Source organism: Roseibium algae (assembly GCF_037783265.1).
GTDB lineage: Bacteria > Pseudomonadota > Alphaproteobacteria > Rhizobiales > Stappiaceae > Roseibium > Roseibium algae.
Genome location: NZ_JBAKIA010000018.1, coordinates 1 through 15,823, shown reverse-complemented (window position 1 = coordinate 15,823; position 15,823 = coordinate 1). Strand labels below are relative to the sequence as shown.

Sequence of the window (15,823 nt, the reverse complement as noted above, 5' to 3'; positions counted from 1 at the left end):
TTGCGGGCTTTAAGCCGCTTCGGAAGCCACGTCGCCAAGAAGATGGCGGCTTGTGTGACCGGTAATCTTCACGGACAGGATTTCACCGGCAACACCGCCTGAAATCTCTGTCTGGGTGAACTGCTCGGTCCGGCCGAGGCCTTCTTTTTCCACCAGAACTGGACGAATCTTACCCACTTCGGCAGAAAGATGCGCCTGCAAGGCCTCTTCCCCCTTGGCCCGAAGCCGCGCGCCCCGTTCCTTTATCAAAGGTCGCTGCAACTGCGGCATACGCGCTGCGGGCGTTCCCGGGCGCGGTGAAAACGGAAACACATGCAAGTGGGTCAAGCCGCAATCATCAACGATGCGCAAGCTGTTGAGGAACATCTCTTCGGTCTCGGTCGGAAACCCGGCGATGATATCTGCGCCAAACACCACATCAGGCCGCATCCGGCGCACATCTTCACAAAACCGAATAGTGTCAGCACGCAGATGGCGGCGCTTCATCCGCTTCAGGATCATGTCATCCCCGGCCTGTAAGGACAGGTGAAAATGCGGCATCAACCGCTCATCCTCTGCAATGACCCGCATGAGATCATCATCTGCTTCGATGGAATCGATCGACGACAAGCGCAAACGCTTCAGGTCCGGCACCATTTTGAGAATTTTCGCAGCCAGCGTTCCCAGCTTCGGCGTGCCCGGCAGGTCAGCGCCATAAGAAGTAATATCGACACCGGTCAGAACAATTTCATTGTAGCCGTTTTCTACCAGTCGGCGGATCTGGTCGATCACAACCCCCATGGGAACCGAACGTGAATTGCCCCGACCATAGGGAATGATGCAGAAGGTGCAGCGATGGTCACAGCCATTTTGAACCTGCACAAAGGCACGCGCACGGCCTGCAAGCCCATCAATCAGATGCCCCGCCGTCTCCTCGACGCTCATGATGTCGTTGACACGGACCTTCTCGCTCTCGTCGATGCCAAAGGCCGCAACCTGGCTATAGGACTTGCGCTCCAGCTTTTCGGTGTTGCCGAGCACCAGATCGACTTCGTTCATCTCAGAAAATGTCGCACTTTCCGTTTGCGCAGCGCAGCCGGTGACAATGATCCGGGATTGCGGATTGTCACGGCGGGCTTTCCGAACAGCCTGACGGGCCTGACGAACCGCCTCATTGGTCACAGCACAAGTGTTGATCAGGATAGCGTCCTTGAGGCCAGCAGCCTCCGCTTCCCGCTTCATGACTTCAGATTCGTAGGAATTCAACCGGCAGCCAAATGTCACGACATCAATGGTCATGCGAATGCCTCCGCAGCAAGGTCAGCGTCACCCGGCGCAGTGCGTACCCACTCCAGCGTCTCAAGGTCGATTTCGCCCTCAAACTCAACCTCGGTCGGGCCCGTCATCAGCACATGATCATCGCTCACACGCCATTCAATATGTAACGGACCGCCCGGAAGATGGATCGTTGATTTGCGTCCAGCTTTCTTGTCCCGCGCAGCCGCAACTGCAACGGCACAGGCCGCCGTACCGCAAGCCTCGGTCAGCCCCACACCGCGTTCCCAGACTTTGACGCGAATTTCATCTGGAGCAAAGATATGTGCCAACGAGATATTTGCTCCCTCCGGAAACACCGGATGATGTTCCAGCAACGGCCCGACCTTGGACAGGTCGTAGGCCTCAATATCCTTCACCCAGAAAATGCCGTGGGGATTGCCCATATTGACGGTAGCAGGCGTGTGCAGGATCGGATCATCAATAGGCCCAATCTGCAGCTCAATCGCCCGCGTATCTGCAAACTCTTCGCCGAGCGGAATCTGGTCCCATCTCAGGCGCGGCTTGCCCATGTCAACAGTGATAGAGCCTCGAGCCGTGCCGACAGAAGCATGCAACAGACCCGCATTTGTCTCAATCGTGACAACATGCCTAGATGTTTCTTCGATCAACAAGCGGCCAATGCAGCGAGTCGCGTTGCCACAGGCATCTACTTGCGAGCCATCGCAATTGTGGATCCGCATGAACGCATCGACACCGGCCGGAGAACGCTCCACCGTAATCATCTGATCGAAGCCGATCCCGGACGCGCGATCCCCCAATTTGGCAATCACCTCTGGTGTCAGGCGCAGCGGTTGATCCCGCGCATCCCAAACGACAAAATCATTGCCAAGGCCGTTCATCTTCAAAAAGGGTCTGCGCGCCTGCGCCATACCAGTCTTCGCTTCATTCAAAAGGGTTGAAAACCTGTCGCCAATCTAAATGGCATTTGCCCTTATATGGCGGAAACCTTGCCCAATTACCAGTGGTCTGGGTTTCAGGTGCAAACAGCGTTAAAGCTGCGCAGCGCTGAAGGTGTCGCAGGCCGTCATGTCGCCGGATTGAAAGCCCTGTCGGAACCAGCTCGCCCTTTGGGCAGAGGTGCCATGGTTGAAGCTTTCCGGCACCACATAGCCCTGAGCTTCTCTCTGCAGAGTATCATCTCCAATCCGGCTGGCTGCATTCAGAGCTTCTTCGATATCTCCGTCCTCGATGAAGCCGCGCTGCCTGGCTGCATAATGCGCCCAGATGCCTGCGTAACAATCGGCCTGAAGTTCAACGCGGACCGACAGGGCATTGCCTTCCGCCTTGCTCAACGTACGTCGTACCTTTTGATACTCAGGCAAAACCCCAAGAAGGTTTTGCAGGTGATGGCCGACTTCATGAGCCAAAACATAGGCTTGAGCAAAATCACCGGGTGCATTCAGCTGACCGGCAAGCTGCCGATAGAACGACAAGTCGATATAGATCTTCTGATCCGCACCGCAATAGAAAGGTCCGGTCGCGGAACTGGCGTGGCCGCAGGCGGACGAGACAGAATCCGAGAACAGCACCAGCGTCGGCTCAGGATAATTGACCGAATGCTGCGCCAGAATATGGTTCCAGGTGTCTTCGGTGTCCGCAAGAATGACAGACACGAACGCGGCTGTTTCATCGCTCTCCGATGAAGACGGAACAGAGGTGTCATAGGTGGGACCAACCTCAAAGCTGCTGCCATCCAAGCTACCCAGAAGCGATAGCGGATTGATTCCAGCGACCCAGGACACGAAAAGCACGACGACAAGGCCGGTCAGGCCAATGCTACCACCCGTCTTGACGCCTCGCCCATGCAGGATGCGCATCTGGCGTCTTGCCTCGCCTGATGAACGCCGGTCATCAATGTTGCTGCTACCGCGACGGCCTTTCCAACGCATGGTTCTTTTTCCTTTTGCCCCAGACAATCAACTCTGAGAAATTCGCATGATCGTTCCCGGTCGGACCCAGTCCAGAATCAACCGCATATGCACAGGAGCAACAGCAACACAGCCCTCGGTGGGACGATAGTCCTCTCGGGCAATATGAAAGAAGATCGCACTTCCGCGCCCCGGAACCGGAGGATGCATGTTGCAGTCCAGAACCACAACAATGTCGTAGAGCCGGTCCTCCCGCCACATCTTTTCATGGCTTGCGGAAAACGGAAGATCGACCGGACGGTTGTAGCGGCGATGACCTGGCGCATCGCACCAACCATCAGACAAAGCCATGGATTCCACCGGCAATCCGGTTCTGGGACGCCGCCCACGATCCACACGATAGATGACATTCAGCAGCTCAAACTGCCCAACAGGCGTTGCTCCATCGCCTTCGCGCTTCATTCTTGTAAGCCCGGATCTCCCCAACGCACACGGAACCGTGATCGTTCCAAGCGTTAAAGTGCCCCTTGTCCGGCAGCTCGGAATCGCCCGAACTTCAAGATATCTCGCCGCTTTCTCAACGCCTGCCGTCACATGTTCACCTAAAAAATCAAGAGCTCCAAAGGCCTTGATAAACCTTTCATAAAGCCCGCGTGAAGAAGAATTGACGAAGCGCAGCTTGTTTGACCATGATTTCCCTCGCACAAACGCGTGAGAAGACCCATTTAGCAATCATCCCCAACTCAAGCAGAGACAGGGACAAAGGCCATCTGGCCAAGTGAGGAGCAAAGAATGACCGCCCGCACCATCCTGATTGTCGATGATGATGATGACCTGCGCGAGGCGCTTGTCGAACAGCTAGCGCTCTACGATGAGTTCGCAACAGTTCAGGCAAATTCGGCCGCCACCGGAATCGCTCTTGCCAAGGATGATCACATTGATCTGCTCCTGATGGATGTCGGCCTGCCGGACATTGATGGACGTGAGGCCGTCAAACTGCTGCGCAAAAATGGCTTCAAGGCTCCCATCATCATGCTGACCGGCCACGACGGTGACAGCGATACGATCCTTGGTCTTGAAGCTGGCGCAAATGACTATGTCACCAAACCTTTCAAGTTTGCGGTCCTTCTTGCTCGCATTCGAGCGCACCTGCGCCAGCATGAGCAAAGTGAAGACGCCACATTTTCCGTCGGTCGCTTTTCGTTCCGCCCCGCAGGCAAGATCATGCAGGACGACACAGGTAGCAAGGTTCGTCTGACGGAAAAAGAAACATCAATCTTGAAGTTCCTGTTCCGGGCTGGCGAAAAACCGGTCACGCGAGACGTCCTGCTGCATGAGGTCTGGGGCTACAATTCCGGTGTAACGACTCACACGTTGGAAACCCATATTTATCGTCTGAGGCAAAAAATTGAGCGAGATCCATCAAATGCAGAGCTTTTGGTCACAGAAGCCGGTGGATACAAGCTTGTGCCGTAAAGCCGAATAAGCGTAAATCATAAGTATGAGCCTTACGCAGGACATAGCGATTCTTCAAAAGATCCCCATGTTGTCGGAATTTACCGACGACCAGTTGCGCCTGCTCGCCTTCAGCGCGGAGAGCCTTGACTATCGAAACGGTATGACACTGTTCGAAGAGGGTGATCGTGCTGATGGCGGTCTCGCGATTGCAAGCGGTGATGTCAGCCTGCAAAAACGTGGGTCCGATGGATTTGAAGAAGTCGATCTGGCAATGACCGGAACGCTCCTGGGCGAAACAGCCATGCTGGTCGAAACAACACGCCCTTGCAGGGCAGTTGCAGTCGGCGGTGTGCGCGTCATCCGAATTCGCCGTGCCCTGTTTAAGCGTATGATCCAGGAATACCCAGATCTTGCAAGAGGTCTATTTGAGGCTCACGCACTCCGATACCGGGCAACGGCTACGGCCCTTGCACCCATCGGAGAACGTATGGCGCAACTGGAGAAACTCTCTGCCACCCACAAACTGGGTGGCCAGAAACTGCGCGGAACAAGTGAAAGTTAGAGCTTAGCTTTAAGCTGCAATGGAGCGCTTTTCAGAACGCAGATGTGTCCAGCCCAAACGGACCAGCGCGGCGAGGCTGATCACAGCTCCGATGATTCCAATCCATACGGCAGGCCGCAAACTGTTGGCCACATCAAAATTCGCCAAAAACACCAGATGTGCTGGAATACCAGTCGCCAACGCATACCAAGCATATTCAATACCGGCCGTCGCGGCAGAACTCAGTCCGGCGCAGACCAACAGCACCCACCAACTAGACACCGGCAGATTTACCCGCACAGCAAGACGATAGAACATCAACAGGCAGAATAGGCCCGCCATGAGCGTCGGCTGTGTCACATCTGATTTGGACTGCAAAAAGAAGTGTAAGATCCCCAGCGCTGCAATTGGGTAGGCCAACATGTGAAGCCGGTGCCAGCTTTTGCCCATCTTGCGCACAGCTCTATCAAAAGAGGTGGCACAGAGCGCAGCAAGCCCCAAAAGCGCAACAAAACCAATCGTCAGATATATTCGCTGGTAAATTTCGGAAACGACTTTCAAAAGATCCCAGTTTTCCTGTGCCGCGTAGAGTCCCAGATGCAGAAACGCATAGGCACACACCGAAACACCGATCATCCGCCGAACGCCAATAATCTTATTCCAGGAGAATATCCGCCGAAGCGGTGTGACGAACAGGGAAAGCAGCAAGAACCGAACCGCCCATTCACCGCTTTCATGCAGCGCATGTTCATAAGGCTCTGGTCGGATAGGGCCAAAGGCCAGATCGGCCAGTACCATCGTCGCAGGTAGAAGCAACACGAGGAGAACAATCAAACGCAGCACGGACAGCTTGCCGCGTCGGTCATTCCAGGGAGCGAACTCAGCATATGAAGACAAATTGGTCATGAGACGCATGTATAGTGCCGATACGTAAATTTCACGCAACACTTTTTCAAGACTGTGTGATAATTATCTAAGGTAGAAGCCATTATCAAAACACTGATTGGATGCAGGAAGCCAAAAGGCCGAGCAACTGCCCGGCCTTTCCAGATTCAGATTAGCATGCCGTGTCAGGCTCAACCCCAAGGACGGCTCTCTGCAGTCTTGGATTCGTAGGTGTCGATCTTCGGCGCTTTCTCCATGGTCAGGCCGATATCATCCAGGCCATTCAACATGCAATGTTTGCGGAATGGGTCGATCTCGAATTTGATTTCGCCGCCATCCGGGCCCTTGATTGTCTGGCTGACCAGATCAATCGTCAATGTGGAGTTCGCACCTCGGGACGCATCATCCATCAGCTTTTCGAGGGTCTCTTCAGACACCTGCACCGGCAAAATGCCGTTCTTGAAGCAGTTGTTATAGAAAATATCAGCGAAGGATGTAGAAATCACACAGCGGATGCCGAAATCAACCAACGCCCAAGGTGCGTGCTCACGAGAAGAGCCACAACCGAAGTTATCGCCCGCGACCAGGACACTCGCGTTCTTGTAGGCAGGCTTGTTCAAGACGAAATCCGGATTGTCGGACCCATCTTCATTGTAACGCATTTCGCTGAAAAGCGCGGTTCCAAGGCCTGTGCGCTTGATCGTCTTCAGGTACTGCTTCGGGATAATCATATCCGTGTCGATGTTGATGATCGGCATCGGCGCGGCAACACCGGTAAGCGTGTCGAACTTGTCCAAGGTGGTTACTCCAAAGGTCTCTGTCTTTATTTTTATTTGTATCGAACTCAGGCTGCGAGACTTGTTGCCTCGTCAGCACCCAGCATAAGATTCAGATTCTGAACTGCCGCGCCCGATGCGCCTTTGCCGAGGTTGTCGTAAGTCGCAATCAAGACTGCCTGTGCCCGCGCATCATTGGCAAAGACATGCAATCGCATGCGGTTTGTTCCGTTCAGCGCCTGAGGATCCAACTCGTCAGAACGCCCGAGATCCGCCAACGGCGCAACTTCGACAAACCCGCCACTGACACCAGCAAAATGATCTGCAATGGCCGCATGGAGAGTTGCACCCGTCGGAATACTATCAAGCTGCGACAGCTGCAAAGGCACTGAAGTCAGCATGCCCTTATAGTAGTTGCCGACAGCCGGCACGAACAGAGGATCGCGGTCCAGCGTGGCATAGCGCTTCATTTCAGGCAGATGCTTGTGAGAGAACGTCAGCCCATAAGGCGAAAACACGTTGGCTGTCTCGCCTTCAGCCTCATAGGCCTCAATCATGGACTTGCCACCGCCGGAATAGCCGGAAATGCCACTGACAGTCAGAGCGAAGTCGGCAGGCAAGATCCCGGCTGCAATCAATGGGCGGATGAACGCAATCACACCCTGCGGCCAGCAACCTGGATTCGCGACACGGGTCGAGGCGGCAATCTTGGCCGCCTGGCCCTTATCCATTTCTGCAAAGCCGTATTCCCAGCCATCCGCCACCCGGTGAGCCGTCGACGCATCGATGACCCGGGTTCTGTCGTTTGTGATCAGGGAAACGCTCTCTTTTGCCGCCGCATCCGGCAAGCAAAGAATAGTCGCATCCGCGGAATTCAGAATATCCGCCTTTGCAGCCACATCCTTGCGCAAGTGATCAGGAATCGACAGGAGCTCTATGTCGCGGCGCGATGCAAGGCGCTCGCGGATCTGCAAACCCGTCGTTCCTGCTTCGCCATCAATGAATACGCGCGCGACCATGGTCTCGGCTCCCTCTCCTGTTGCTCATGAAAAACACGAGCCCTCTTACACTCAAATGTCAAAAAAGTCACTCGTTGACAAGCGACGCAAACTCAACGGGCCATTGAGTGATACTCATGATTGGGCTGCATATCAGTCGCAGCAGCTACCCGGTTCGTCATATTGAAGAACGCAGCAACCGATGAGATGTCGAAAATATCGCGATCTGAGAACCCCGCATCGCGCAGATCCTGACGGTCTCTCTCCAGGACTTCAGCCGGTAGCTCTGTCAGCTTCACAGCAAAATCCAGCATGGAACGCTGGCGGTCAGTCAGATCCGCAACACGATAATTCATCACCATCAGCTCGCCCAGAACAGGATCTCCAGACAACTCTCGAACAGCAGCTCCATGGGCAGTCAAGCAATAAAAGCAACGGTTTACCGACGAAACCACAACGGCAATCATCTCCCGCTCCAGCTTTGACAAGCCGCAATCCACAAGCATCAGCTCATTGTACATTTCGGTAAAGCCGCGCAGTTTCCTGTCATCGAACCCATAGGCTTTCAAAACATTCGGAACCAACCCGAGTTTGTCCTGACAAATGTCAAAATATTTCTGCGTCTCAGGGCTAACATCACCATTATCGCCCAGATTCAGGGCTGTAATTCGGTTTACGGTCATGTCTTTCCTCAATTCTACGAAATTGTAAGCATTCCATCACTAACTAAGGTTAGCATGATCAAATGCCGTCGAATACGGGTGCGTAAGGGGTCCGGAATGACTGATAAAAGAGAAATTGCAAAAACAAAGCTCATTGAATCGCTTTACAGCGATCTAAAAGGCAAAGATCCTGACCTCGCCGAGTTTACAAGAGAGTTTTATCTCCGAAGTGCTGCGGAAGATCTCGTAACCTATTCGATGGAAGAATTGGGCGGCTTCGCAAAGCACGCTTTTGCAGATTTCCAGACCCATCCACGCGACACCCACCGCGTCAGTGTTGCAAACCCGGTCTTCAAGGCAAAGGGTGACAGAGCTTCTGAACTGACGATCGTTGAAATCGTCAATGACAATATGCCGTTTCTTGTGGATTCGGTTATGGCCGAAATACAGGACAGCCGATACGAAGTTCATCTCGTTCTGCACCCGATTTTCAATGTTGAGCGCGATGCCAAAGGCAAGCTGGTCACCGCAAAAGGCAAGAAAAAGGGGGCCCCGCGTGAAGACGATCAGGAAAGCCTGATCCATATTCACATCACCCGGATCGATTCTGAAGGCGCCCGCAAGGCACTCGAAAATCGCCTCGACGCAGTCCTTAAGGATGTACGCTCAGCCGTACGTGACTGGCAGCCGATGAACAAGCGTATCGTGCGCGCGATCAACGCCTATAAAACCGCCCAACTCAGCGGCAGCAACGACGAACTCTGGGAAACGATCCACTATCTCGAGTGGATGTCGAAAGACAACTTTATCTTCTTGGGGATGCGCGAATATACGTTCGACGGCGGCGTCGAAGAGGGCTCGCTGTCCCCATCCGAGGGAACGGGCCTCGGCCTTTTAACCGATCCGGATGTACGCGTCTTGCGCCGCGGGTCTGAATTCGTTCAAATCACCCCGGAAATCCGCGAATTCCTGATGAAGCCGGACCCTCTGATCATTGCCAAGGCAAATGTGAAGAGCAAGGTGCACCGCCGTGTTCACATGGAATACATCGGCGTCAAATTATTCGATGATGACGGAAAAATGGTCGGCGAACTGCGAATCGTCGGGCTGTTTGCATCGACTGCCTACACAGAACCGACCAGCACAATTCCTTTCTTGCGCCGCAAGGTGGCCAGCGTTTTGGCAAAAGCCGGGTACGATCCGGACGGCCATTCCGGGCGCGCACTGACAAATGTGATGGAAGCATTTCCCCGCGACGAATTGTTCCAAATCGATCGCGATACCCTGTTCGAGTTCGCCATCACCATCTTGCAGCTGGAAGAGCGCCCGCGTATTCGCGTGCTGGCCCGCGCCGACAGGTTTGATCGATATGTCTCAATTCTCTGCTTCGTGCCGCGCGATCGCTATACAACTGAAGTGCGCCTGAACATTGGGACCTATCTGGCGTCTGTCTATGATGGCCGCTTGTCCGCTTGGTACGTCACCTATCCAGAAGGTTCCCTCGCACGTGTGCATTTCATCGTCGGACGCGACAAGGGCGAAACACCCACACCGGCGCAAGAAGACCTTGAAGCTGCCGTTGCCAGCATGGTCAGAACCTGGCCAGACAGTCTGCGTGACGCAATGAAAGCCAAGTTCCCTTCGGTCAAGGCTCGCGAATTATCCGACCGCTATGCTCTGGCATTTCACGGCGGCTACAAGGAAGTTTATAACGCAGAGACCGCTCTGTCGGACGTTCTCAAGGTCGAGACCCTGTCTGAGAACCGCGAAACGGCAATCTCTTTCTTCCGTGGCACAGGTACCATGGAGGACAAGCTATCGCTGAAGGTCTTCAACCGCGGTGCCCCTATCCCGTTGTCCGCACGTGTTCCACTGCTGGAAAACATGGGTTTCCACGTCATCAACGAGCGAACCTACCGCATCACGCCAACCGACGCGCCCATGTCCTACCTCCATGAAATGACATTGGAGTCACGACGCGGCGGAGACATTGCTCTCAAACGAGACGTACAGGACCGGCTCGAAAGCCTGTTCATGGCGATCTGGACCGGCCAGGCAGAAAACGATGGCTATAACGCCCTCGTCCTTAGCGCGGGTCTCGCTTGGCGTGACATTGCCATTCTCCGGGCCCTTTCGAAGTACCTGAGGCAGACCGGGATTCGATTCTCCGAAGACTATATGTGGACGACGCTGAACCACTATCCGGAGATCGCGTCCAAGCTCGTCGACCTGTTCCATCTCCGGTTCGCCCCTTCAATGGAGGAAAATGACCGAACACTCCAGATCGCCAATCTGGAAAGCAAATTGAGCGAAACGCTCGACAATGTCACAAGCTTGGATGACGACCGCATTCTCCGCCGTTTCCAGAACACAATCGAATCGATTTTGCGGACGAATTTCTTCCAGCTGGACGCAAGCGGAGCTCCGAAACAAACTTTCGCATTCAAGATCGATTCCCGAAAAATAGAAGACTTGCCACAACCTCGTCCGTTCCGCGAGATATCCGTCTACAGCCCACGCGTTGAAGGTGTGCATCTGCGGTTCGGCATGGTGGCACGCGGCGGATTGCGCTGGTCCGACAGGCCTCAGGATTTCAGAACTGAAGTCCTCGGCCTCGTGAAAGCCCAGCAGGTCAAAAACGCCGTGATTGTTCCAGTTGGAGCCAAAGGTGGCTTTGTACCGAAATTGCTGCCCGACATGAGTGATCGCGATGCCTGGTTCAAGGAAGGAACCGAGAGCTACAAGATCTTTATCAATGCACTGCTGGATGTAACCGACAATCTTGTCGATGATGCTGTGAAGCCTCCTCTTGAAGTGCAACGCTATGACAGTGATGACCCCTATCTGGTTGTCGCAGCCGACAAAGGCACAGCGACTTTCTCCGATACCGCCAATGGCATCTCCGAGGGACGTGATTTCTGGCTAGGCGATGCTTTTGCCTCAGGTGGATCAGCCGGGTACGACCACAAGAAAATGGGCATCACCGCACGCGGCGCTTGGGAAGCGGTCAAACGCCACTTCCGGGAATTGGATCGTGACATCCAAAGCGAACCGTTCACAGCCGCAGGGGTCGGCGACATGTCGGGGGATGTCTTCGGCAACGGCATGCTCCTGTCCAAAACCACGAGACTTCTGGCAGCCTTTGATCATCGGGATATTTTCATTGATCCGGATCCGGATGCAGCAAAGACTTGGACCGAGCGCAAGCGCCTGTTCGATATGGGTCGTTCATCCTGGAAAGATTATGATGAGAAACTGATTTCCAAGGGCGGCGGTATTTTCTCCCGCGCAGCAAAGTCCATTCCTTTGACGCCGGAAATTCAGGCTCTACTCGGAATTTCCCGATCCAAAGCAGCACCACAGGAGGTCATGACAGCTATCCTGCGGATGAATGTCGACTTGCTGTGGTTCGGCGGCATTGGAACCTACATTCGGGCAACGACAGAAACCGATGCAGATGCAGGCGACCGTGCCAATGATTCAATCCGGATCACGGCACCAGAGGTCGGCGCAAAGGTTATCGGCGAAGGTGCCAACCTTGGCATCACCCAACTTGCACGTATCCAGTTCAACAAGAAGGGTGGTCGGGGCAACTCAGATGCCATTGACAACTCCGCTGGCGTGAACTCCTCGGATATGGAGGTCAACATCAAGATCGCCTTCGGCGCCGCGATCAAAGCTGGCAAGTTGGACATTACACAGCGCAATGTTGTCCTGGCCGACATGACGGACGAAGTTGCTGAACTGGTCTTGAGAAACAACTATCTGCAGACGCTGGCAATTTCCATTACCGAACGGCGTGGCAGTGAAGATCTCGGCTATCAGATCCGTATGATGCGGCAACTGGAAAGCGCCGAATTGCTAGATAGGGATGTCGAGTTCCTGCCAGATGACGCAGCCCTGGCGGACATGGTCAAAGCCAATGCCACATTGACCCGCGCTGAACTCGGAGTCCTCCTCGCTTACGCCAAACTCACACTCTACGATGAGTTGCTGGACAGCAGCGTTCCAGATGACAGCTATCTCAGCCGCGAGTTGTTCCGCTACTTCCCGAACCAAATGGGAGATACCTACGTAGATGAGATCATGGGTCACCGTTTGCGCCGAGAGATCATTGCCACAATGCTGGCAAACTCGATGATCAATCGGGGGGGGGCAACATTCCTGACACGCCTCGTTGATCAGACCGGTGCTTCTGCCAGCGAAATTGCACAGAGCTTCGTTGCAGTCCGCAACAGTTTTGACATGACCAATCTGAACACCGAAATCGACGCTCTGGACACCAATGTCTCAGGCAAGATTCAACTTGAGCTCTATTCTGCGGTCCAGGATCTTCTTCTGGAGCAAGTGGTCTGGTTCAAACGCAATGTCGCGTTTGGAAACGGCATATCCGAGGTGGTCGAACGCTTCGGCACGGGTATCAAGACCCTGCGCCCTCAAATGAAGGACCTGTTGAGCGAAGCCCAAGCAGCAGAACTCGAACGCGTGGCAGAACGATATACCGAAAACGGGGTGCCAGCGGCCCTTGCCGGTCGAATGGCCTGGTTACCTGTCGAAGCTGCTGTTCCGGACATCGTCCTTGTTGCTGAAGAAACCGGTGCAAAGCTGGACGATGCAGCCAAAGCATTCTTCGAAGTTGCCGCGCATTTCCGCATCGGCGCGATGGATGGAATGGCACGTGAGCTGTCAATTTCGGACTACTATGACGGACTGGCATTGGATCGAGCCCGCTCGATCCTTGCAGCGGCCCATCGCGGTCTATCAGTTCAGGCCATCTCATCAGGCAGCTTCCAAGCGTGGCTATCGACCCATGAAGCTGACGTTGCCCGGACCTCGCAAACGGTCAATGAGATCCTCGAAGGCGACCTTACAGTCTCGAAGTTCTCTGTCGCTGCAAGTCTTCTGGCAGAAGTCAAACGGTAGAGTTTGAAGTTCACGCACGGTCGGCAATCAACCTGCCGACCGTGTGACATCAATCACAGAAAGACGACATGAACCAACCTGCTCCGGCGAGCAAACTCGCCATTACGTCATGGGCCCTGTTCGATTGGGCCGGACAACCATTCTTCGTATTGATCACCGCATTTGTGTTCGCACCCTATTTTGCCTCAGCATTGGCAGATACTCCTGCGGAAGGGCAAACTCTATGGGGCTATGCAACAGCTGCTTCCGGCCTCGCCATAGCACTTCTAGCCCCAATTTTGGGGGCTATCGCAGATGCGACCGGCCACAGAAAGCCCTGGATCTTCGCTTTCTCGATCCCTTTTGTAATCGCCTGTTGCATGCTCTGGTATACTTCGCCAGAAAACCCCTCTTCAATTGCAATAGCGGTTGTCTCGTTCGCCGTTGCAACCTTGGCTATTGAGTTTGCAACAATCTTTAACAATTCCATGATGCCGGACCTTGTTGCGCCAAATAAAGTAGGCCGGCTTTCAGGTGCTGGCTGGGCTGCAGGCTACGTTGGCGGCCTCATCAGCCTCGTCATTGTCCTTGGCTTTTTCACTGCAAAGCCGGAAACGGGGCTAACCCTGCTCGGAATAGACCCCTGGTTCGGCCTTGATGCGGCCACCCGGGAAGGTGACCGGGCCACTGGGCCATTTTCAGCGCTTTGGTATCTGATATTCGTTCTGCCACTCTTCTTGTTTACGCCCGACGCACCCAAGAAGTCTGCCTTAGGTCTAGCCATCAAGACCGGACCCTCCAACCTGTTGAAATCCTTGCGCAATGCACGCAAGCGCAAACCAATGTTCGTGTTTTTGCTAGCCAACATGATTTACAAGGATGGATTTGTCGCTCTGGCCGCATTTGCCGGTATATATGCGGCCGGGCAACTTGGATGGAGTTCGATTCAGATCGGCAGTTTCGGCATTCTTGTCACCATCACAGGTATCTTCGGTGCCATCATCGGAGGCAGTCTCGATGATCGTTTTGGCCCCAAGGCAGTCGTTTTTGGCGCTCTTTTGATCCTGATCGTAAGCTGCCTGGGTATCATCTCAATCGATCGAACGACAATCTTCTTCTTCATCGAAACGACGCCCGCACCAGCAGGAAGTGCACCCTTCAGCTCGCTTCCAGAACAAATGTTCCTGGCTTTGGGAGGATTGATCGGTGCTGCGGCAGGCCCCATGCAAGCCTCATCCCGCAGCCTTCTCATTTACCTCGCACCCAAAAAGCAAATATCAGAGTTCTTTGGACTTCTTGCGCTCTCTGGCAAGGTCACAAGTTTTCTAGCCCCGCTTTTGGTCAGCCTCGTTACTCTTGCTTCAGGCAGTCAGTCTGCGGGCATGTCTATCATCCTTCTTTTCTTCATTCTGGGTGCGTTTCTACTCACTCGGATAGACAACAAGAGTTAGAAAACGAGTCTAAAAATCCCAGACCTTCCGCGCTTGTAAAATTGCGGAAGGCGAAACCGTCATTCTGATGAATCTGGAGACTGGCAAGCCATTCACCTATTCAGACGAATGCGTCGTGCCCGACCTCACTTCGATGCAAATGCCGTTTCAGCAGCAATGGCTTATGAGGCTGTTGAAACTCATCTGTCCAAAATTTTTCAGCTTAAGTAATCCCGAAGACTTTTTTCTAACAGCACCATCTGACTCAGCGAGCGCAACATCACACGTCAGAATTTTATTTTACGGCTAAAGTAATAATTTTAGAAATTTATTACATCGATAATTTTTACTATGTAATTTACGCATCGTTAAGTTTCTATAAGTTATTTTTAAATCACATTTAAATAACTTAGGTCCGCGAATATGCTCAATCGAATCGGCCTTAGCCTCAAATTCTGGCTCCCAGTCACCACCTTGACCATCCTCTCAATGATCGTTGCAGCCGTTAGCCTTTTAGCCTTTTAGCCTTTTAGCCTTTTAGCCTTTTAGCCTTTTAGCCTTTTAGCCTTTTAGCCTTGAACGGTGCGCTCTTTGATGAGCGAAGCAACCAAACAAAATCAATCGTTCAAATGGCTATTTCCGCAGCCGATTATTATCACAAAAAAGAGCTGTCCGGAGAGCTGACTCGTGAGGAAGCCCAGCAGCAAGCAAGTGATACGATCACCAACCTGCGCTATAATGGCAAAGGCTATGTATTTGCTTATGGCATGGACGGGACACGCATCATCAGCTCACGCGCTGACCTGATCGGAACAAATGCCTATGATGCGAAAGACGCCAGTGGGAAATACCATGTTCGAGAGATGATTGCAGCGGCCAAGGCAGGCGGCGGATCCGTGCCCTACGTGGTCTCACGGCCAGGGGGTAAAGAACCTTTGCCAAAAATCTCTTGGGCTCAGGCATTTAAACCGTGGGGTTGGGTATTG

At 53.6% G+C, this 15,823-nt stretch carries 13 protein-coding genes; 5 read left to right on the top strand and 8 right to left on the bottom strand.

Annotation, left to right across the window (positions count from 1 at the left end; genetic code table 11):
- Window positions 1-9: 9 nt before the first annotated feature.
- The 4 genes from mtaB to V6575_RS19650 form a co-directional block, all read right to left on the bottom strand.
- Window positions 10-1,278: a tRNA (N(6)-L-threonylcarbamoyladenosine(37)-C(2))-methylthiotransferase MtaB gene (mtaB, locus tag V6575_RS19665; RefSeq protein WP_340276776.1), complete on the bottom strand. Its 1,269-nt coding sequence runs from the start codon at window positions 1,276-1,278 to the stop codon at window positions 10-12.
- Window positions 1,275-2,186: a diaminopimelate epimerase gene (gene dapF / locus V6575_RS19660; protein WP_340276774.1), complete on the bottom strand. Its 912-nt coding sequence runs from the start codon at window positions 2,184-2,186 to the stop codon at window positions 1,275-1,277. The genes mtaB and dapF overlap by 4 nt, the downstream gene beginning before the upstream one ends.
- Before the next feature lie 120 nt (window positions 2,187-2,306).
- The gene (gene ypfJ, locus V6575_RS19655; RefSeq protein WP_340276773.1) at window positions 2,307-3,206 is read right to left on the bottom strand and encodes a KPN_02809 family neutral zinc metallopeptidase; all 900 of its coding nucleotides are present in this window, start codon (window positions 3,204-3,206) and stop codon (window positions 2,307-2,309) included.
- 27 nt (window positions 3,207-3,233) lie between these two features.
- Window positions 3,234-3,647: a L,D-transpeptidase family protein gene (locus V6575_RS19650; RefSeq protein WP_340276771.1), complete on the bottom strand. Its 414-nt coding sequence runs from the start codon at window positions 3,645-3,647 to the stop codon at window positions 3,234-3,236.
- Window positions 3,648-3,977: 330 nt separating this feature from the next.
- Here V6575_RS19650 and V6575_RS19645 point away from each other — a divergent pair, with 330 nt between their 5' ends.
- Together V6575_RS19645 and V6575_RS19640 are read left to right on the top strand one after the other, a co-directional pair.
- Window positions 3,978-4,661 carry a response regulator transcription factor gene (locus V6575_RS19645; protein WP_340276770.1) on the top strand — a complete coding sequence of 228 codons (684 nt, stop codon included), beginning with the start codon at window positions 3,978-3,980 and terminating at the stop codon, window positions 4,659-4,661.
- A 25-nt stretch (window positions 4,662-4,686) separates the two neighbouring features.
- Window positions 4,687-5,205, top strand: coding sequence for a Crp/Fnr family transcriptional regulator (locus V6575_RS19640; protein ID WP_340276769.1), 519 nt, complete (start codon window positions 4,687-4,689; stop codon window positions 5,203-5,205).
- A 9-nt stretch (window positions 5,206-5,214) separates the two neighbouring features.
- Here the strand turns inward: V6575_RS19640 and V6575_RS19635 are convergent, their stop codons facing one another.
- The 4 genes from V6575_RS19635 to V6575_RS19620 form a co-directional block, all read right to left on the bottom strand.
- Entirely contained in the window at window positions 5,215-6,099 is an 885-nt protein-coding gene (locus tag V6575_RS19635) for a protein-methionine-sulfoxide reductase heme-binding subunit MsrQ (protein ID WP_340276768.1), read from the bottom strand.
- 161 nt (window positions 6,100-6,260) lie between these two features.
- Window positions 6,261-6,866: a 3-isopropylmalate dehydratase small subunit gene (gene leuD / locus V6575_RS19630; protein ID WP_340276766.1), complete on the bottom strand. Its 606-nt coding sequence runs from the start codon at window positions 6,864-6,866 to the stop codon at window positions 6,261-6,263.
- A 47-nt stretch (window positions 6,867-6,913) separates the two neighbouring features.
- Complete coding sequence (gene argC / locus V6575_RS19625) at window positions 6,914-7,864, bottom strand: N-acetyl-gamma-glutamyl-phosphate reductase (RefSeq protein WP_340276765.1); 951 nt, start codon at window positions 7,862-7,864, stop codon at window positions 6,914-6,916.
- Window positions 7,865-7,956: 92 nt separating this feature from the next.
- Window positions 7,957-8,526 (bottom strand): peroxidase-related enzyme, encoded by a 570-nt coding sequence (locus V6575_RS19620; RefSeq protein WP_340276763.1) that lies wholly within the window; start codon window positions 8,524-8,526, stop codon window positions 7,957-7,959.
- Window positions 8,527-8,622: 96 nt separating this feature from the next.
- Between V6575_RS19620 and V6575_RS19615 the strand changes: the two genes are divergently transcribed.
- The 3 genes from V6575_RS19615 to V6575_RS19605 all read left to right on the top strand — a co-directional run.
- Window positions 8,623-13,428, top strand: a complete 4,806-nt coding sequence (locus V6575_RS19615) for an NAD-glutamate dehydrogenase (RefSeq protein WP_340276762.1) — start codon at window positions 8,623-8,625, stop codon at window positions 13,426-13,428.
- A 68-nt stretch (window positions 13,429-13,496) separates the two neighbouring features.
- Entirely contained in the window at window positions 13,497-14,858 is a 1,362-nt protein-coding gene (locus V6575_RS19610; RefSeq protein WP_340276761.1) for an MFS transporter, read from the top strand.
- Window positions 14,859-15,412: 554 nt separating this feature from the next.
- A partial coding sequence (locus V6575_RS19605) for a cache domain-containing protein (RefSeq protein ID WP_340276760.1) occupies window positions 15,413-15,823 on the top strand: 411 nt, incomplete at its 3' end.